General features: G+C 43.6%; 15 protein-coding genes. 10 read left to right on the forward strand and 5 right to left on the reverse strand.

Translation table 11 applies throughout. The features are described from left to right. Positions 1-2 precede the first annotated feature (2 nt). Complete coding sequence (locus tag R7P74_RS01995) at positions 3-1271, reverse strand: DUF945 family protein (protein WP_005389614.1); 1269 nt, start codon at positions 1269-1271, stop codon at positions 3-5. Between the two features lie 186 nt (positions 1272-1457). On the opposite strand from R7P74_RS01995, the gene R7P74_RS02000 reads away from it, so the two are divergent. The 3 genes from R7P74_RS02000 to R7P74_RS02010 all read left to right on the forward strand — a co-directional run bounded on the left by R7P74_RS02000 (position 1458) and on the right by R7P74_RS02010 (position 4732). After that, positions 1458-3398: an ATP-binding protein gene (locus tag R7P74_RS02000; RefSeq protein WP_206957344.1), complete on the forward strand. Its 1941-nt coding sequence runs from the start codon at positions 1458-1460 to the stop codon at positions 3396-3398. Then, positions 3395-3892: a response regulator gene (locus tag R7P74_RS02005; protein WP_213874708.1), complete on the forward strand. Its 498-nt coding sequence runs from the start codon at positions 3395-3397 to the stop codon at positions 3890-3892. Before R7P74_RS02000 ends, R7P74_RS02005 begins: the two co-directional genes overlap by 4 nt. Before the next feature lie 291 nt (positions 3893-4183). Next, the gene (locus R7P74_RS02010; RefSeq protein WP_005378006.1) at positions 4184-4732 is read left to right on the forward strand and encodes a hypothetical protein; all 549 of its coding nucleotides are present in this window, start codon (positions 4184-4186) and stop codon (positions 4730-4732) included. Positions 4733-4925: 193 nt separating this feature from the next. On the opposite strand, the gene R7P74_RS02015 is transcribed toward R7P74_RS02010, so the two are convergent. Further along, complete coding sequence (locus R7P74_RS02015; protein WP_005378007.1) at positions 4926-5513, reverse strand: TfoX/Sxy family DNA transformation protein; 588 nt, start codon at positions 5511-5513, stop codon at positions 4926-4928. A 369-nt stretch (positions 5514-5882) separates the two neighbouring features. On the opposite strand from R7P74_RS02015, the gene R7P74_RS02020 reads away from it, so the two are divergent. The 5 genes from R7P74_RS02020 to R7P74_RS02040 all read left to right on the forward strand — a co-directional run bounded on the left by R7P74_RS02020 (position 5883) and on the right by R7P74_RS02040 (position 11600). Next, positions 5883-6803 carry an HDOD domain-containing protein gene (locus R7P74_RS02020; RefSeq protein ID WP_005378009.1) on the forward strand — a complete coding sequence of 307 codons (921 nt, stop codon included), beginning with the start codon at positions 5883-5885 and terminating at the stop codon, positions 6801-6803. Between the two features lie 146 nt (positions 6804-6949). Further along, positions 6950-7855, forward strand: a complete 906-nt coding sequence (locus R7P74_RS02025; RefSeq protein WP_033905125.1) for a lysine exporter LysO family protein — start codon at positions 6950-6952, stop codon at positions 7853-7855. Between the two features lie 208 nt (positions 7856-8063). Beyond that, positions 8064-8576 carry a hypothetical protein gene (locus R7P74_RS02030; RefSeq protein ID WP_017634875.1) on the forward strand — a complete coding sequence of 171 codons (513 nt, stop codon included), beginning with the start codon at positions 8064-8066 and terminating at the stop codon, positions 8574-8576. 211 nt (positions 8577-8787) lie between these two features. Next, positions 8788-10434 carry a pyridoxal-dependent aspartate 1-decarboxylase PanP gene (gene panP / locus R7P74_RS02035; protein ID WP_213973301.1) on the forward strand — a complete coding sequence of 549 codons (1647 nt, stop codon included), beginning with the start codon at positions 8788-8790 and terminating at the stop codon, positions 10432-10434. A gap of 311 nt (positions 10435-10745) precedes the next feature. Continuing rightward, positions 10746-11600 carry a MurR/RpiR family transcriptional regulator gene (locus tag R7P74_RS02040; protein ID WP_005378021.1) on the forward strand — a complete coding sequence of 285 codons (855 nt, stop codon included), beginning with the start codon at positions 10746-10748 and terminating at the stop codon, positions 11598-11600. A gap of 76 nt (positions 11601-11676) precedes the next feature. On the opposite strand, the gene R7P74_RS02045 is transcribed toward R7P74_RS02040, so the two are convergent. Then, positions 11677-12921 carry an iron-containing alcohol dehydrogenase gene (locus tag R7P74_RS02045; protein ID WP_213973302.1) on the reverse strand — a complete coding sequence of 415 codons (1245 nt, stop codon included), beginning with the start codon at positions 12919-12921 and terminating at the stop codon, positions 11677-11679. A 377-nt stretch (positions 12922-13298) separates the two neighbouring features. Here R7P74_RS02045 and R7P74_RS02050 point away from each other — a divergent pair, with 377 nt between their 5' ends. Both R7P74_RS02050 and R7P74_RS02055 read left to right on the forward strand, forming a co-directional pair. Further along, positions 13299-13565, forward strand: a complete 267-nt coding sequence (locus R7P74_RS02050) for a GrxA family glutaredoxin (RefSeq protein WP_005378026.1) — start codon at positions 13299-13301, stop codon at positions 13563-13565. A gap of 175 nt (positions 13566-13740) precedes the next feature. Beyond that, complete coding sequence (locus R7P74_RS02055) at positions 13741-15423, forward strand: aspartate:alanine antiporter (RefSeq protein WP_005378028.1); 1683 nt, start codon at positions 13741-13743, stop codon at positions 15421-15423. A gap of 78 nt (positions 15424-15501) precedes the next feature. Here R7P74_RS02055 and fabV read toward each other — a convergent pair whose 3' ends face one another. Together fabV and R7P74_RS02065 are read right to left on the reverse strand one after the other, a co-directional pair. After that, positions 15502-16704, reverse strand: a complete 1203-nt coding sequence (gene fabV, locus R7P74_RS02060) for an enoyl-ACP reductase FabV (protein WP_005388648.1) — start codon at positions 16702-16704, stop codon at positions 15502-15504. A gap of 174 nt (positions 16705-16878) precedes the next feature. Next, positions 16879-19161, reverse strand: coding sequence for an acyl-CoA dehydrogenase (locus R7P74_RS02065; RefSeq protein WP_318122628.1), 2283 nt, complete (start codon positions 19159-19161; stop codon positions 16879-16881). Positions 19162-19203: the final 42 nt, after the last annotated feature.

The following is a 19203-nucleotide window of genomic DNA, read 5'->3' on the forward strand; positions in this document are numbered from 1 at the left end:
AATTACTGTTGTTGCATCAAAGCAGGCATAAGTAGAGCCACCAATGGGAACTCATGCCCATTTTCGAACTTCAATTTGCCTTCACCAATTTCTGCTTTTAATTGATAACCGCCCTCTACTTTTTCGATCAACTCCATAATAAGGAGCTCATCAATCCCTTCTTGAATAAATGGGTAATGCGTTACTAATTCATCAGAGAAGTAAGTGCTAAGTTCACCAGTAGTGGCCGTCACCAACTTCATTGGATCTTGAGTAATATGCTCAGTACCTTCAGGGATGGATAGTTGCCACTCATTGTGGAACTTGCCGTCACCGAACGCGAGTGAAAGCTCGTTCACGGATAAATCAAAACCTTTGCTAAACAGCGTATCGACATGCGGCAATAAATTCGCAATTTCCTGCTCATCTAGCATAGGAGAGCTTTGATAGATAGACATAATTTGATCAAAAGACTGGCTATCCACATCTGCAATTGAGAAATCCAACTTAAAGTTATCGACATCCGTCCCATCAGTTAAACGTAGTTTCTTAGCATCTAGGTTTAATTGACTGTTCAGCTTATCACCAGACTCACTCATCGTAGTGTTACCACGGTAGCTCGCATTTTCAATCAAAAAGACAGGCGTTAAGTTCGCATCAACCACATCTAGCTTCTCTAGAGAGAAAGATTGCTCGCCTAACCAGTAGCCTTTTGCTTGCTTTCCTTTACCTTGCCCTGTCAATGCATTCAGATGAAGCTCTTCACCGTTTTCAAAATCCACTTGAACAGAAGGAACGGAAACTTGGTAATTGAGATCACCCAATACCGTCACATCACCTGTTACTTTTGCAGGGCTTGTAGAAACAGAAACACCTTGCGCTTCGTTACGATAATGCCAACTGTCTAGGTCGAGGATAAATGCTGTATTGCCATTTAGTTGAGTTTGGCTATGCATCGTGAGAGGCAAAAAGTCATTGTCCACCAATTTTGAATCAGCTGTTAGGCTTGTTAGACCGTGGCTAACATCACTGGTTACGTCAAACGTCGTTGGCATACCATCACGCTCTAGCTGCGTTTTAAGCTCAGGATCAACAACTGAATAACGAGTCAGCACGACTGAAGACAAATAGCCACGCTGATACTCGACCACTTCGCCTTTAATCATTTCATCATTCATATTGGTAATACCATCTTCAATGATGGACTGACCAATTTGTCCGACAGCCAATGGCCAACACAGCGCTAATGAGATAGCACCACCAATGGCGCCGATTTTTTTAAGATTTTGCATAACGTCACTTATTAGATATTTTCGGTCAGTCTACCCCAAACCACCTGCGGAGAAAACATTGAGACAAATCAGACTATTGATGCTTATTCTAGTCCATTAATCAGGAATCATACTTGGCTCCCACTCATCATGTCCTTTTATTGTTAAAGTTTGCGTGGCGAAGTTTTAACCGGAGCTAAAACATCTGTGAATCGTTATGCTGTGTTGTGTCTCGACAACAACCCAATCAGTGCTGAACAATTTCGATTGGAGCTGTCTGCCTTCTCAAGTAAGTTTGATATTTTTTCTGTCGAATCGATAGAAGAGGCTCAAAGCGCTTTAGAGTATCTAGAAGAAAGAGAACAGACTGTTGCTTTAGTTATAGCGAGCCATCACGCTCACTTTAACGGCGTGGATTTTCTTATTGGTTTAGACCGGATGCCGCATACCGAGCAAGCAAGAAAAATTCTGATTAGCTGCTCGTCTGATATAGAGGCAATTCTCACTGCCGTTAATGAGGGCAGGCTCGACCACTGCCTCACTAAACCTTTGCCAGATCACGTCTTATTTAACACAGTGCAAAAAGAGCTGACCCAATTTATCTTGCGAAATGGCAAAGAAGACCTGCTAAGTTACAGTCAGATATTGGATCATCACAGCTTGTTGCGAGCGCACATCAATAACCAGATGAGCCATTATCAAGCCGGATTCTTACACGACTACCACTCGATGTCTGATGCCGAGTTAGCCGAGCAAGTGATCTCCGCTCTCCAGCAATTTTTCAAAGACAATGACGAAACAAGAGCGTGCCGTACATACTCACCTGAACACTTATTAACCGTGGAAGGCGAGCCAAATTGCTTTTTGTGGTTTATCACCGAAGGTGAAGTGGCTCTGTACAAGCGCGATGAGCAAGGCATGCAGCGAGAGGTTGTACGCCATAACAAAGGGAATATTGTCGGAGGCATGTCGTTTGTTACTGGGGAATGTTCTTTCTCGACAGCTCTAACACTAACCAAAACAGAAGTTATCAAACTCGATCGCAACGTATTCAATAAAGTGATGCAAAGCGACTCAAACTTACTGCCTCTTTTTACAAACTTGCTTTTACGCCACTTCAACCGCCGATTGCAAAGAAGCATCAACACCAAACTGCAACTTCAAAAAACGCTCGAATCTTTAGAATCAGCCCACCAGCAGCTCATTGAAAGAGAAAAAATGGCGATGCTTGGTCAATTGGTTGCGGGAGTGGCCCACGAACTAAACAATCCAGTAGCCGCGATATTAAGGGGCGTAGAGAATTTAACGCATACGCTAGAACGATTACTTAACGATGCGCCCAGTTCCGATATACAAAGCAAAGGCATTGAATTACTGAACAAAGCGCAAACCTCAAAACCCGCTTCAACCGCCGAGCTCAGATCACGCGTAAAAGCGCTTAGCCATACACTTCCAGACCGAGCATTAGCAAAGAAAGTGGTGAGCCTTGGTTTAGAATCCGATCAAGAGCTACTTACCCAACTAACGAGAAAGCAGCAAGCGTCTTATCATGCTCTCAATACACTAGAGCAATACCACAAAGCAGGTTCTACACTTCGCTCAATTAATGTCTGTGCAGCACGAATTGCTGATATGGTAAAAAGCCTGAAAGGATATGCTCGGTCAGATGATGAGACCCTGCACTATGCCGATATTCATGAGGGTATTGAAGACACCTTGGTGATTTTCGAGAACAAATTAAAAATGCACCAAGTTTCAACCGACTATGCAAACTTGCCTTCCATCCTTTGTCAACCGATCGCACTCCAACAGGTGTGGACGAATTTGGTCTCTAACGCCATTGACGCATTTCCAGAAAAAGGGGTGTTAAACATACAAACACGCCTTGTAGAAAAAGAGCACACAAATTATGCCGTTATCTCATTTGAAGATAATGGATGTGGCATTCCTGAGTCGCAAAGAGACGCCATTTTCGAGCTAAACTTCACCACAAAAAAAGAAGGTAACTTTGGCTTAGGCATCGGGCTGTCCATCTGCCAGCAAATCGTAACAGCACACAGAGGGTGGATTGACGTCGAATCAGAGATCGGCCAGTTCACACGAATGACCGTCTGGTTACCAGTCATCGAAGAAGGAGATGAAACATGACCAAGTATCTAATTTTATGTGTCGATGACGAACGAGAAGTCTTGGATAGCGTGCTCCAAGATCTTGCTCCCTTCGAGGAGAACTTTGTTGTCGAAGGAGCGGAATCAGTGACTGAAGCTCGGCAAGTGATTGAGGAGATGGCGGAAGAAGAAGTTCAGCTTGCTCTCATTTTATGTGACCACATTATGCCGGAACAAACTGGGATCAGCTTCCTAATCGAACTCAGTCAAAATGGTGACACAAAAGCAGCGCGCAAAGTTTTACTCACAGGACAAGCCGGTTTGGAAGACACCGTAGAAGCCGTAAATAACGCGAGTCTCGATTATTACATTGCCAAACCTTGGAAAGGCGAAGCATTGAGAAAGGCAATCGTGTCTCAGCTTACCGCGTTTGTGATTGAGAATGATGATAACCTGCTATCCTGGACTCAAATCCTTGATTCTGAGGCAATCCTCAACGCCATGGCAAAAAGAAGAGCAAGCTTTGGCGAGTAATAAAGTGTTTAATTCTAACTTGAACTCAACGATGGTCATTGAACCACCTTACCTCGCATAGTAGAACGAGGTTAGAAAAACATCGTTACTTGTCCGAGTGAAATTCTCGGACACTACGTATATGGCGTAGTTTTTGCTTAAACCAAGGAACTATTAAGTTAATTGACAAAACATCGACACATTTTTGTTGGTCGTGGACCTTCCTTTTTATTATGATGTCGGACAAATCAGATTACGGTTCAAGTGGTTGCTTGAATCCATGGAAATAATGAACAAGGTTTATCGTTAGTTATGCGTAAAACACTATTAGCCGCTGCCTTACTAGTGGCATCAAGCCATGCCCTAGCTGCAAACGATCGCAATGCGCCAGCAACTATGAGCAACTTTAGCTACGACTATTTCGAAGCACGTATTGGCGCAAGTCCTGTGACATTTGGTGCTGGATTCAGCAAATCAATTCACCCGAACGCGCATGTTATTGCTCGTATTGACTCTGAGTTTGAAAGTGATTTTGACTCAGCTGCAGGCTTTGGCTTCCATTCTCCGCTAAACAACTGGGCAGATCTTACTGGTGAAATGCTAATGCGCGTTGTGCAACCTTCGAATGAGAGCAGCACAGATGTTGGTATGGAGCTGAACTTAGGTGTTCGCCAATGGTTGGGCCCTCAATTAGAAGTAGGCGGCAAAGTCGGCTACGTTTCTATCGATAACGATGACGATTGGACTGGCTCTGCCTACGCTCGATTCCACTCAACAGAGCTTTTCTCTTTGGGTGCTGAAGCACGTATCAACGATTTTTACGGTGATCAGGTAATGTTCACTACGCGTTTTAAGTTTTAAGATTTGTGCTGTAAGAAAAGAGCAAATTAAAAAAACAAAAACCGAGGTCTCTACCTCGGTTTTTTTGTCTAATTTAATGACTAACTCAATGAAGTGGTAAAAAACTTCAACGTCCTTTTTCCGCTTTTCACACTTGCCTTTACGACCCGCTAACTCCATCGAAACGAGTCAATCATTGTGCGATCAGCTTCGCTTAGTCACACAGTGCCAATAACTGTTTTTTACGCGGCTCTTGGATCAGTTTCCAATGTACGCCATCAGTTGCACCAGCAAATTTCCACAGTAGCTTTACATCAACATCATTACCGTAAGCCGTTTTAACTTTGTTGAAGACTTTTACAGGTCCAAGTTCTAAAAAGGTTTCTACGTCATCAACACCGGCTTTCTTGACCATACGTTCAAGGGTTAGTTGCATGTTGGGTAAGTCTCTTAAGCGTCTACTGGCAGAGGACTTTTGATATTTCCGTTCCTTAATTGAGTATTCAATTGATTTCTGTACCAGTTCATCAAGCCCTACATATCCGGATTCGAATAAATCGGTTACATCATAATAATTTACGGTTGCCGTCGTCTGTTTTTTGACGTGCTTATACTTCTCACAGCTCAGTTGAGTAAACACTTCATCTAGCCCATTACCACCACGTAAGTAGCAGCAATCATTGCTGACAAGCGCAAACATAGCATCATCGGTGAATAAACCAATACCACCGAACATAGAACGTTTTTGGTACTCACTGAAGGTGCGTACATATTTAAAAAAAGCTTGGTCTGTCATGTCCATTGACCTCTTTAATCTGAATAAATTACCCCGATTAGCGATGTCACCAGATAAACAGCAGCTTATAGCGAATTATAAATGTCGATTTGTTGGCGATATTTTTGTGAGTTGTGCTCACCAACTTGCTTAATCATACTTAACGTTGAAAAATAAGTTAGGACATAGGTCACATATAAAAAAGTATAAATTCTGCATACGTGATTAGTTTCACACTTATTGTTCGTGTGGTGATATTTTTTTGACGCATAGCATGCCTAAAACGCGCCATCATTATGATCTCGCTGGCAATTACGGGCACATAATACGCATTTAATTGATAAAGAATACGCTGTAAGGGTACACTGTACGAAAGATCTCAAGTACAGCGTCACAATGGAACATTTATCATTTTTTTGGCTGCCAAATAATAAAGATAAGCTTATAAACGCACTGGAATCCGAGTTTGCTCAGCTGGTAGAACAGTCCATCGCCACGGGTAAGATTTCGTTACCTCCTATTCCTGATGTCGTGCTTAAAATTCAGCAGTTATGTGTCGAAGAACACACCACGATTGCCGATGTTGCTAACTGTTTATTGGAAGATCCCGGATTAGCAGCGGTCGTTTTACGAGTCGCTAACTCTGTGATTTTCAATCGCAGAAATATCACCTGCAACGACTTAACTACAGCGGTATCTCGTCTCGGAATACTTCGTGTACGTGATATTGTTACCGCACAAGCGATCGAGCAACTTAAACACTCAGTTAATCTCACTAAAGAATGCAATGCCATCTTGGTGAAGAGTGCGGCGATATCTCGTGAGCTCGGTGCCGTCATGGTGATGTTGGTTCAATCGTTTCGTAGCCACGAGCCAGGCACTTATGGTCATCTAGAGCAAGAAAAGGCGTTATTGGTCGGTCTATTAGCCGATATAGGGCTATTTTGCCTAATTAATGAGTACCACTTGTACTTAGATAGGGGCAATTACCTAGACCCAGATATTGCATTGCAGATCTTCCAAACACGTTGTTCTGCCACAAGTAAACTGGTACTTGAGCGTTGGGGGTTTGACAACGACTTCAGAGAAGTATCCTCAAACGAAAAATACGAATTAACGCGACCAGAAGTGAGTTATCTCGACATCGCTAGAATTGCGCATCATTTATTGATGTTCCGCAATCACGATGAACGCATTGACGAACATGAAGTTGAATTCAACTTAACTGGTGCAGAAGTCTTGTATGAACTTAGTAACATGAGTGATACTGACTTCAATGATCAAATCCGTGCTGTACTCAATGCTAGCGGTTTGTAATTTATCGCTTTCTGATAATACCTTATCCGTGATAAAACGATTCGCTCAAGGCTGAGCTGTGTGTGGTGAAATGTCTTTAATTTCAACCGATAGATAATTTGATTTATGCGTGTTGATGTTATCTCAAAAAGGAATCATTGAGCTTTATGTTTTCAGGGATGCTATTTATTTTCGCTCCGCTTGTGGTGGGGTATCTAATTCCTATATCTCGATCTTCGTTATTGGAGAAGATCAATCAGTCAACGTCCTACCTTATTTACGTCATTTTGTCGTTGATGGGTCTTAGTTTGGCGGCGCTCGATAATTTAAGCAGCAACTTACAAAGTATTCTCCTCTATGCGAGTACGTTTTTTTTGTGTCTAAGTGCCTGCAACCTGTTGGCTCTGCCTATTATTGATAAAATTGTTCCACTTCAGACCAATCAGAATCAAAAGAAACTACCGTTATCTTCGATGGCTTTAGAGTCTGTTAAGCTTATCGTGGTCGTTGGCGGAGGGTTAGTGGTTGGCCTGCTGTTACCCATTGATTTGAGTTGGGTAGATACAGCAAGCGAATGGATACTCTTTCTACTTCTATTTTTTATTGGTATTCAGCTGCGCAATAGTGGACTTACTCTGCGTCAAATCCTATTAAATAAACAAGGAATGGCCATTGCGGCTGTTGTCATCGCAACATGTATGCTTGGTGGCGTTCTTGCAGCGGTGCTTTTGGATCTTCCTCTTTATCAAGCACTCGCAATGGCTTCAGGTTTTGGCTGGTATTCACTCGCAGGTATTTTAATGGGTGACGCTTTTGGTCCGGTATTTGGTGGCGCGTCGTTCTTGATTGAATTGATGAGAGAGTTAGTCGCACTGGTTGCCATTCCTCTCTTTATTCGTAGCTATCCGTGCACCGCAATTGGTTATGCCGGTGCAACAGCAATGGACTTCACCCTACCCGTTATTCAAACTACCGGTGGTGTGCGTTGTGTTCCTGTTGCTATCGTTAGCGGCTTTATTTTGAGTTTATTGGTACCAGTTATGATGCTTTTCTTTGTATCACTTGCTAGCTAGATCTCAGGTTTTCGCTTTAACATCCATTACAATACGGCAAAAATTTAAATACCCAGTTAACGTCAAAGTGGTCAATATTTTTTGGCAAGACCCCTCTTTCTTTTCGTCATTCAGCCCAACGATTTGTCACGACCAAATAGAAAGAAGGGAGAAACATCAACTGATGTGCATTGCGTTAATAAAGGGATAACAACCAGAAGGAAGAAGAATGAAACGCTTTGTCGTTGCAGCGCTCCTCGCTACAAGCTCAACTTTTACGCTTGCCGCAGATCAACAATGTCTTGCTAGCAAATACGATGGCTACGTCGATGCCTCACTACAGTGGTATCAAGATCTTGTTGATTTGACGGTTACCCAATATCCAGATCTGAAAGAAGTTAGTCAATGGTTCTTGGATGGACGTAAACATCACTTTGAATTAAACCGCGAAGCGGTTCACTACTTTCTAGAGAACGACCCTAGCCGCGTTGCGACGGAACAGCCAATCGAAGCATGGTTAAAACTAGAGCAACATGACGTTAAGCAGTTAGCGACCCGAAGCGATAAGTTAGGTGAAGTTGCAAAACAGACATTTAGCGACCGTCAATCAACTAACCACCCAAAAAACTACGAGCTTCGTTCAGCATTCGCTGATCTGCTTAGTCATCCCCAACAAATTGATACCGCACTTAATAAGTACAATCAGTCAATAGAAAAGATTGAAAAGCAGAAATGTGACTAAGATTGCTCACATTAGTCGTTGATTAGCATTCGATAACATCAGAGTGTTTTAACGTACTCAATCTAGAATTTTTTAATGTGAATATCGTAACCTTCACCTAAAATTTTCATTTCTACAACTTGGGTTTCAACAATTAAAACGGGACTTTGCGCCCGTTTTAGTTTAGATTGTGCCGCTCGCATTACCAAAATAACTACAAAGATTCTTTGCTATGGTTAAGGAACAAAAAGCCGCTGATGTTAGCTTTGAGAGCTTGCTAAAGATCTTCACTGTCCCAGAAGGTCCGGACTCAACGTTAACTAAAATTGACGAGAGCCTCTCGCGAAATCTAAATCAATTTCTTCGTGAACACATCGTGGCAGAAGAAAAGCCTTTACGCGAAATCGAAAAAGACTTTTCTTCTGCTCAGATTCCTGAGCAGCCAGAGTTCGTGTCAGATCATACAGAGCACTTACTCGACACTTTGGTGTCGCACTCAGTTCACACATCTTCACCAAGCTTCATTGGTCATATGACATCGGCACTGCCTTATTTCTTGATGCCACTGTCAAAGATCATGATCGCCTTAAACCAAAACCTGGTAAAAATAGAGACTTCCAAAGCCTTTACGCCACTTGAGCGTCAAGTTTTGGGTATGCTGCATCGCTTGATATATGGTCAGAATGATACGTTTTACAATCAGTGGATGCACAGTGCAAACCACTCATTAGGCGCATTTTGTTCCGGCGGCACCATTGCCAATATCACTGCGCTTTGGGTAGCACGTAACAAAGCGTTAAGAGCCAATGGCTCATTTAAAGGCGTTGAGAAGGAAGGCCTTTTTAAAGCCATGAAGCACTATGGCTATGATGGCTTAGCGGTGCTAGTGTCTGAGCGTGGTCACTACTCCCTTAAGAAAGCAGCCGATGTATTAGGGCTAGGCCAAGAGGGCTTGGTTGCGGTTAAAACCGATGCCAACAACCGTATTATTGTCAACGACCTGAAAGCGAAAATTGTTGAGCTCGAAAAACAAAATATCAAGCCTATTGCTGTTATTGGTGTGGCTGGCACAACAGAGACAGGTAATGTTGATCCATTGCCTGAAATCGCTGAAGTCTGCCAAGCTCACAGCTGTCACTTCCATGTGGATGCCGCATGGGGTGGCGCAACACTTATGTCTAACCATCACCGTCACCTTCTTAAAGGTGTGGAAATGGCAGACTCAGTAACTATTGATGCGCACAAGCAGCTCTACATCCCGATGGGCGCTGGTATGGTTCTGTTCAAAGACCCTGACGCAATGAAATCCATAGAGCATCACGCTCAATATATATTGCGAAAAGGTTCAAAAGACCTAGGCAGCCATACATTAGAAGGTTCACGTTCGGGTATGGCGATGTTGGTCTACGCCGCAATGCACATCATAAGTCGCCCAGGTTACGAGCTTCTGATTGACCAAAGCATTGAAAAAGCTCGATACTTTGCGGATTTAATCAAACAGCAAGATGATTTCGAGTTAGTTTCTGAACCAGAGCTTTGTCTGCTCACATACCGTTATTTGCCGCCATTCATCCGTGAAGCATTAGCACAAGCAGAAGGCTCACAAAAAGAACAACTGAATGAGCTGATCAATGAGTTAACACAGTTTATTCAAAAGCGTCAGCGCGAAACGGGCAAATCGTTCGTTTCACGTACAAGACTGAACCCAGACCAATGGCAACACATGAATACGATAGTGTTTAGAGTGGTTTTGGCAAATCCACTGACTACAAAAAAAATTCTGAGTTCAGTGCTTGATGAACAACGCGAAATCGCCAAGCAAGCACCAAATTTGATGAAAAGAATTCAACAACTGGTTGTTGATATTCAATCGTCTTAACAGCCAGATCGAGTTACATCAATTTGAAATTTTTTTTCGTTTTGATGTAACTCAAACATCATTATCGTGCGACTAGCGCAACAAAACTTCGTTTACACATCCAATTCTGTAGTTTTTACAACATTTTGTTTGAGGCCTGTCAAATTCTCACTAAATAGTACCCGTTATTGGTTTAGACTGATTGAAGATCAGGTTTATACTGATTCTATGGCGCTGGTTGTTTTCGTTAACGCCCCACTCTACTCCGGAATCTTCGTGTTTCCTTTCGTTAGCAGAGCCAGCGAGTTGTTCTCTATACCCTCGTGAACACTATGAATACATTAGAAAAAATTCAAAAAAACCTGGAGAATTTCAGTAAGTCAGAGCGCAAAGTTGCGGAAGTAATTATGGCGTCTCCACAAACTGCAATTCATTCAAGCATTGCAACGCTGGCTAAAATGGCCGACGTTAGTGAGCCCACTGTAAACCGCTTCTGTCGTCGTCTGGACACCAAGGGCTTTCCAGATTTTAAGCTTCACTTGGCACAGAGCCTAGCCAACGGCACCCCTTACGTTAACCGTAATGTGGAAGAAGACGATGGCCCAGACGCGTACACCCATAAGATTTTCGAATCGACGATGGCGTGTTTAGATGTCGCGAAAAATAGCCTAGATCCAATGCAAGTGAACCGTGCGGTCGATTTGCTAACGCAAGCGAAGCGCATTTCATTCTTTGGCCTTGGTGCATCATCTTCTGTTGCCCGAGACGCACAAAACAAGTTTATTCGCTTTAATATTCCAATTACTTGTTTTGAAGATATTGTTATGCAGCGCATGAGTTGTATCAACTGCAGTGATAATGATGTTGTGGTTCTTATTTCTCATACCGGTCGAACAAAGAGTCAGGTAGAAATAGCGAACCTTGCTCGTGAAAATGGCGCAACGGTTATTGCGATTACAGCGAAGGATTCTCCTCTAGAAAAGGCAAGCTCGCTGGCCATCACGCTCGATATTCCAGAAGATACCGACGTTTACATGCCAATGGCAAGCCGGGTTGTACAAATGACAGTGATTGATGTGCTAGCAACTGGCTTCACTCTTCGCCGTGGTACAGGTTTCCGTGAGAACCTAAAACGCGTAAAAGATGCGTTGAAAGACAGTCGCTATGACAAATTAAGCCAGTACTAAGCACTAAAGCATAGTCAATACTTTATCTAGGGGAGCTCAAGGCTCCCCTTTTGTTTTAATGCTGCTAAGGGAGCAATCACCCTAAGTCGTTGACACTCGATAAGTCCGTTCTTGATTCCAGTACTTCAACAGAACTGACATGTTGTGCACTCTCAGCTGCGCACTCTCCGCTACAATCACAGACTTGCTGCAATATGTGTATCAAACGTTCCTGATTAAGAGGTAAAGGATTCCCTTTGATTGCCATTGATTTAAGCGCATCATTCGCCACTTGCTCAAAAGAGGTTTGGCATACTCCAAATTGAGCCAGTAGCGGTAACGCTAACTTATCTAGCACCATATTTACCCAAAGAATTCCATCGTGTTCGTTCGCGTTTACTCGCTCAGTGACTAATTGGGCCAGCTTGCGATAACGACTTATCACATCATTCCTACCCGCGAGTTTAGCGGCGTTAATGTTCTCCTGCATCACGTGTGGAGCTAGGCGAGCCGTAATAACGCTATGAGGGGCGTCTAACTTGCCTCCTAACGCCGATGCTAACCCATGAGCGGCACCTAATTTGGCATTAGTAATCGCCATACCACCAAGCAATGCAGCGAACGATAAATCAGAGCGCGCCCTATGATTATCTTGCTTACAAGCGGCAATCACTGAACGGCTTAAACGGCGTAGCCCCTCTTCGCAGACCATATCAGTAAGAGGGTTTGGCTCACCACACACATACGCTTCCATTAAATGAGTGAACGCATCCATTGCGCCACGTCCAGATGTGTATTGGTCGGTCCCGTAAGTAAGTGTCGGGTCTACAATGGCAACGTCTGCGAGCATATCAGGGCTTCGAAGACTCACTTTCACTTTATCTTGTCCAGATTTCAGCACAGCATTTCTGGTCACTTCTGAACCGGTGCTTGCTGTCGTAGGAATTGCAATAAAATGAAGAGGCTTTGCTTTTAAAGGGACGCTTCTTCCTACCACTTCTACGTAATCGTAAACATTGCCTTGATTGGGAATAATGGCAGCTAAGGCTTTGCCCATATCGATGACGCTGCCACCACCTATCGCAACCACCATATCAGGTTGGAATTTTCTACCGAGCACTGCGGTCTCTTCTACCATCGTGATGTATGGTTCTCCAACGATAGCTACGTGCTGGTAACGCATATTTTGAGCTTTAAGATATTGGACAATGGGGGCAGCTCGTTGGGTGTCCTGCCCAGTAACCAGCAAAACACTGTAGCCAAATTGGTTAATAACGGATAATGAAGATTGAAGTGCACCTTCACCAAATATAATCCTTGTTGCAGTCATAAACTGAAACATACACACCCTCCCAAAAGAATATACCCAAATAACCTCTCGCCCTCTGATTTAACACTTATGTTAGAGTTGAAGTTATTTGCGTATAGCCAAAATAGATTGCTATTTTTTTAAACAAAAAAAATTGACCAATTCCACCTTGCCATCATTAACCCTTTAGAATGTATGTTTTTTATGCGTCACTTCACATACTTCAGAGCCGTAAAATAAGAACACGCGTTTAGTTTTTATTCGATAGATTTCACCTATAGAACCAAGAGGTAATTGCCGCTTTATTTCCGTATCTGGATCGGGCATAGTTACTCCAACAAAAGAAAGCGCACTCAGCCGCTATGTTTTGTACGCTTTCAAAAAAGAATAGATTTAGGAGAAATAAGATTATGTTCGTTGTTATCTTTGGTCGCCCTGCATGTCCTTTCTGTGTTCGTGCAAAAGAGCACGCAGAAACGCTAAAAGCAAAACGTGATGACTTCAACTACCGTTACGTTGATATTCACGCTGAAGGTATTTCTAAAGCAGATCTTGAGAAAACAGTTGGTAAACCAGTTGAAACCGTTCCTCAGATCTTTATCGACCAAGAGCACATCGGTGGCTGCGACGAGTTCGAAGCATACGCGAAAGAGCACCTAGGTCTATTTGACGAGTAATAAAGACTGTTTTCAAAAAAGCCGCTTCATGCGGCTTTTTTATTATTTTTCAGCTGGTTATTACGTTAAGTCAACTAATGGTAAAACCTAAAAAAATTCACTTATCTTTTTGCTATATTTAGTTACAATTCACAGTTCTTAATCTTTTTTGGCACACACTCTACCGAGCCACACAGTGAACATAGACGTCGTATACCTTCTCGAGCAAAACCCTATCCTTCTAATCTTCGTCGTATTAGCCATTGGCCTTGCCATCGGAAAAATTCGATTTGGCAAATTACAACTAGGCAACTCTATTGGCGTTCTTATTACCTCTTTGGTAATGGGCCACCTTGGTTTCTCATTTAATGCAGAAGCTTTAACCATTGGCTTTATGCTGTTTATCTACTGCGTTGGCATTGAAGCTGGACCAAACTTTTTTGGTATATTCTTCAGAGATGGTAAGCATTATTTTATTTTAAGCATGACCGTTCTCGTGTCTGCGGTCAGCTTAACGTATGGCTTGAGTCACTATTTCGGCCTCGATTTTGGCTTATCCGCCGGTATGATGGCAGGCGCATTGACCGCAACGCCAGTACTGGTTGGTGCACAAGATGCTCTTAACTCTGGCCTTGCGACTATACCGCGGAATATGGAATTTTCTCTGGTATTAGAAAATCTATCCGTAGGCTACGCGATGGCTTATCTGGTCGGCTTAATTAGCATGATCATGTTTGCTAAATTGTTGCCAAAACTGCAAAAACAAAACCTTTCTGATTCCGCGCAGCAAATCGCACAAGAACGTGGCCTTGGAAATTCAAGCCAGAGAAAAGTGTATTTACCCATTATTCGAGCTTACCGAGTGGGCCCAGAGCTAATTGACTGGACTGATGGTAAAAACTTACGAGAACTGGGGATTTATCGTCAAACTGGCTGTTACATTGAACGAATCCGTCGCAATGGTATTCTCGCCCACCCAGATGGTGATGCTATCTTGCAAGAGGGAGATGAAATTGCACTGGTTGGCTTCCCTGACAGCCATGCTCGCTTAGACCCTAGCTTCCGTAATGGTAAAGAAGTATTCGACCGTAACTTGCTTGATTTGCGCATCGTTGAAGAAGAAATCGTCGTAAAAAGTGACGCTATCGCTGGTAAGCGTTTATCGGATTTGAATTTGTCTGAGTTTGGCTGTTTCTTAAACCGCGTAGTTCGCGCTCAGATTGAAATGCCTATGGACTTAGACATTGTGCTCGCTAAAGGGGACGTCCTTCAAGTGAGCGGCGAGAAAAGCCGAGTACATGGACTGGCGGAAAAAATCGGTTTCATCTCGATCCACAGTCAAATGGCCGATTTGCTCGCTTTTTGTAGCTTCTTTATTTTGGGTATTCTGTTTGGCCTCATCACAATGACGTTCGGTCAGGTGTCTTTCAGTTTGGGTAATGCGGTGGGTCTTCTGTTGTCCGGTATTACGCTTGGTTTCTTACGAGCAAATCACCCTACTTTCGGTTATGTCCCACAAGGGGCGCTGAATATGGTCAAAGATCTAGGGTTAATGTTCTTTATGGTGGGAATTGGTCTAAGTGCAGGTGGAAAGATGTTCGAGCACCTAACGCAAGTAGGACCAAAAGTCATTGGTTTGGCATTTATTGTCAGTGTTGTGCCTGTGGTTCTGGCTTACTTAGTTGGCGCACACGTACTCAAGATGAACCGTGCCCTGCTCTTCGGTGCCATTATTGGCGCCCGTACTTGCGCTCCAGCTATGGATGTAGTTAACGACTACGCTAAGTCCACCATCCCAGCCCTTGGTTATGCGGGTACCTATGCGATTGCGAATATTTTAATGACGCTAGCTGGTACGATTCTGATAATACTAAGTTAATACTCACTTTGACTATGAAATACAAAAAGGCGCTCAATGAGCGCCTTTTGTTTATTGGTTATCTAGTCTGTGATTCGATTAGATTTGAATGAAGTCTGCTTCAACTGCTGGATTCACATCCGCTTCGTAATCTACGCCTTCAACGCCGAAACCAAATAATTTCAAGAACTCTTCTTTGTACTCAACGTAGTCAGTCAGCTCTTTTAGGTTCTCAGTCGTAATTTGAGGCCATAGCTCACGACAGTGCTGCTGAATGTCGTCACGAAGTTCCCAGTCATCCAGACGTAGGCGGTTCATCTCATCAACTTCTGCCGCGCTACCGTCTTCTTTGTATAGACGTTGGCTGAACATACGGTAGATTTGTTCCATACAGCCTTCGTGTACACCTTCTTCGCGCATTTTCTTGAATACCATTGCGATGTACAGTGGCATAACAGGAATTGCAGAACTCGCCTGAGTTACAACAGATTTAAGTACCGCAACATTGGCACTGCCGCCTGTTGCTGCTAACTTGTCGTTTAGCGCTTTCGCTGCACGGTCTAGGTCCATTTTTGCTTTACCTAGTGCACCATCCCAATAAATTGGCCAAGTTAGCTCAGTACCAATGTAGCTGTACGCGACGGTCTTACAACCTTCAGCAAGAACACCAGCATCAGACAACGCATTGATCCAAAGTTCCCAATCTTCACCGCCCATTACAGTGACAGTGTCTTTGATTTCTTCTTCTGTTGCAGGCTCAACGCTAGCTTCGATGATCACATCTTTGTTGGTATCAACAGCCGTTGATGTGTAAGTTTCACCGATAGGTTTAAGAGATGAACGAACTAATTCACCAGTTTCTGGCATTTTACGTACTGGAGATGCCAGTGAGTAAACCACCATATCGATTTGACCCAAGTCTTCTTTGATCAGCTCGATAGTTTTCTGTTTCGCTTCATTTGAGAAAGCGTCGCCGTTTAAGCTTTTTGCGTACAGACCTTCTTCACGCGCTAGCTTTTCAAAAGCAGCGGCATTGTAAAAACCTGCAGTACCTGGTTTCTTCTCAGTACCTTCTTTTTCGAAGAAAACACCGATAGTTGATGCACCGCCACCAAATGCCGCAGCGATACGAGAAGATAGACCGTAGCCACTTGATGCACCAACAACAAGAACACGCTTAGGTGCGTTTTTGATTGGACCTTGCGCTTTGGTGTACGCAATTTGTTCTTTTACGTTAGCTTCACAACCAACAGGGTGCGTTGTAGTACAGATAAATCCACGAATTCTAGGTTTGATGATCATATTCAACTTCCTTTAAAAAACCTTGTTAGGATAAAAGTTTCGTTGGGATTTCGCATCTAATTTCTGTAAAAATGCTCTTAAAAGGCAAGTGGTTGGAGCACTATCCCACCATCCACTCCCCAAGAATACAAAAAAGCACCTCATTGAGGTGCTTTTCTTAACATTAGTTGTCTATTATGCCGCCGGATTCAACTGCGACTTTTTTGGGCTATGAGTTCGAACTTCAGAAAAGTCATGACTAAAGTGGTCAACTTGAATCGCCTTGTAGCGCAATTTATCTGCAGCCATGATTTGATCAATTTCTTGCTCAGTTAACACGCCTGCTTCAAATGCTTGCTGCAAACGATCATGTAGCAGACCTTTACGAGCCACTTTACCATCCTTCGCAGCCTTCATAAGTTTACGCTCCAAAGGTTTAATGTCGTACATTGCAAGGAATGCATTCTCCATTAAGCCTACGCTGTCATTCTCTGATTTCCCGATGTAACAAAGATGCGTAAGTCGATCACGTTGCGCACCTGGCGTCATCATCGCTTCAGCCAAATTCACACACAGCTCATCACTTGGCTTATTGAAATGATTACCAAGCGGGAACAATAGCCCCTTAAGCACACCGCCAACGTATTTCACAGGGAAGTTGGTGCAAGCCTCATTTAATGACTTAGAAGCGTTATACAAACAGTGTTGAACAGCGTAATGAACGAAGTCTAGATCGCCTTGTTGACGGCCTTCATCTTCATACTTTTTCAAGGCAGCAGATGCCATGTATAGATAGCTTAACCCATCACCCAAACGTGCGGAGATCATTTCTTTACGCTTTAAGTCTCCACCTAAGGTTAACATCGCAAAGTCTGCACTTACTGCAAGTGCACGACTGAGACGAGTAATGTCTTTGTAGTATTGCTGCGTTGGGCCACTCATGTGCGCGTTGACAAATCGAGAACCAGTTAGTGCTGCACCAAATGCACCGAATGTATTACCGAGCGCGTGCTTGATGTGTTTAAAGAGTAAGTTGTCAAATTCTTTCGCACCTTGTTCAGAATCTGGATTCGCCGCGGCTTCCATTTCTTTTAGAACATATGGGTGACATCGAGTCGCACCTTGACCAAAAATCATCAGATTACGAGTCAGAATATTCGCGCCTTCAACGGTGATAGCAACCGGGATACCAAGGTAATGTTTAGCAAGATAGTTCATTGGGCCATCTTGAATCGCACGACCCGCATGGATATCAAACGAATCATTTAGAATGGTACGCGCGATTTCCGTCATGTGGTACTTGGCAATCGCGGTTACAATCCCAGGTTTTTCTTTCATATCGAGAGAAGTCGTCGTTAGCGTACGCGTCGCTTCTAGTAGGTAAGTAAGACCACCAATGCGCCCCATCGCTTCTGCGACGCCTTCAAACTTACCGATCGACATTCCAAACTGTTTACGCACGTAAGCATAAGCACCTGTTGTACGTGTAGTAAGGTGACCAATCGCTGTGCCAAGCGCTGGAAGAGATATACCACGACCAGCAGAAAGACACTCAACCAGCATACGCCAACCTTTACCTGCGTAATCAGCGCCACCGATCAACCAGTCCATAGGGATGAAGACATCTTCACCACGAGTTGGGCCATTCATGAACGCAGACCCCAGAGGATCATGGCGCTCACCTATCTCGACACCTTCATGGTCAGCGGGAATCAACGCACATGTAATGCCAACCTCTTTCTTGTCACCAAGTAGCCCTTCAGGATCCTGCAGTTTAAATGCTAACCCGAGCACTGTCGCAACTGGCGCAAGCGTGATGTAGCGTTTATTCCAACTAACTCGCACGCCAAGCACTTCTTTGCCTTCATGGGTGCCGTAACAAACCACGCCTTGATCAGGTATGCCACCCGCATCAGAACCCGCTTCAGGGCCAGTTAGGGCGAAACAAGGGATGTCTGTACCATCAGCTAAACGAGGCAACCAGTAATCTTTTTGCTCTTGCGTACCATAGTGCGATAGCAGCTCACCAGGGCCAAGAGAGTTCGGTACCATTACCGATACCGCGGTACTGATACTTCGAGTCGCAATACGAGAAACAATGGTTGAGTTCGCCAAAGCGGAAAATTCACGACCACCATATGCTTTCGAGATGATCAAAGAGAAAAATCGCTCTTTACGTAGGTATTCCCATACTTCAGGTGGTAAATCCCTGTCTTCTTTGACAATCTTCTGGTCATCAAGCATTTCTAGCAGGGTTTCAAGCTCATTATCCATAAATGACTGCTCTTCTGCCGTCAGTGTAGGCGTTGGATAATGATGCAATGTTGTGAAGTTTGGCTTGCCTGAGAATAGTTCGGCATCCCACCATACACTACCCGCTTCCATCGCCTCTTTCTCGGTGCTAGACAGAGGTGGCAATACTTTTTTGAACACTTTAAAAGCCGGGTCACTAATCCATTTTCTTCGTAGAGAGCTCATAGTTCAGATCCTTTTGTTCACGTAACCGCTCGGGGTATAATC

It is taken from the genome of Vibrio sp. 2033 (assembly GCF_033339735.1).

Bases quoted from the DNA above. Each gene is read 5' to 3' on its own strand.
- R7P74_RS02015 (WP_005378007.1), bottom strand. From the start codon at position 5,513: ATGGACATGACAGACCAAGCTTTTTTTAAATATGTACGCACCTTCAGT.
- fabV (WP_005388648.1), bottom strand. From the start codon at position 16,704: ATGATCATCAAACCTAGAATTCGTGGATTTATCTGTACTACAACGCAC.
- R7P74_RS02030 (WP_017634875.1), top strand. From the start codon at position 8,064: ATGAAACGCTTTGTCGTTGCAGCGCTCCTCGCTACAAGCTCAACTTTT.
- R7P74_RS02010 (WP_005378006.1), top strand. From the start codon at position 4,184: ATGCGTAAAACACTATTAGCCGCTGCCTTACTAGTGGCATCAAGCCAT.
- R7P74_RS02025 (WP_033905125.1), top strand. From the start codon at position 6,950: ATGTTTTCAGGGATGCTATTTATTTTCGCTCCGCTTGTGGTGGGGTAT.
- R7P74_RS01995 (WP_005389614.1), bottom strand. From the start codon at position 1,271: ATGCAAAATCTTAAAAAAATCGGCGCCATTGGTGGTGCTATCTCATTA.
- R7P74_RS02050 (WP_005378026.1), top strand. From the start codon at position 13,299: ATGTTCGTTGTTATCTTTGGTCGCCCTGCATGTCCTTTCTGTGTTCGT.
- R7P74_RS02020 (WP_005378009.1), top strand. From the start codon at position 5,883: ATGGAACATTTATCATTTTTTTGGCTGCCAAATAATAAAGATAAGCTT.
- R7P74_RS02045 (WP_213973302.1), bottom strand. From the start codon at position 12,921: ATGTTTCAGTTTATGACTGCAACAAGGATTATATTTGGTGAAGGTGCA.
- panP (WP_213973301.1), top strand. From the start codon at position 8,788: ATGGTTAAGGAACAAAAAGCCGCTGATGTTAGCTTTGAGAGCTTGCTA.
- R7P74_RS02040 (WP_005378021.1), top strand. From the start codon at position 10,746: ATGAATACATTAGAAAAAATTCAAAAAAACCTGGAGAATTTCAGTAAG.
- R7P74_RS02065 (WP_318122628.1), bottom strand. From the start codon at position 19,161: ATGAGCTCTCTACGAAGAAAATGGATTAGTGACCCGGCTTTTAAAGTG.
- R7P74_RS02005 (WP_213874708.1), top strand. From the start codon at position 3,395: ATGACCAAGTATCTAATTTTATGTGTCGATGACGAACGAGAAGTCTTG.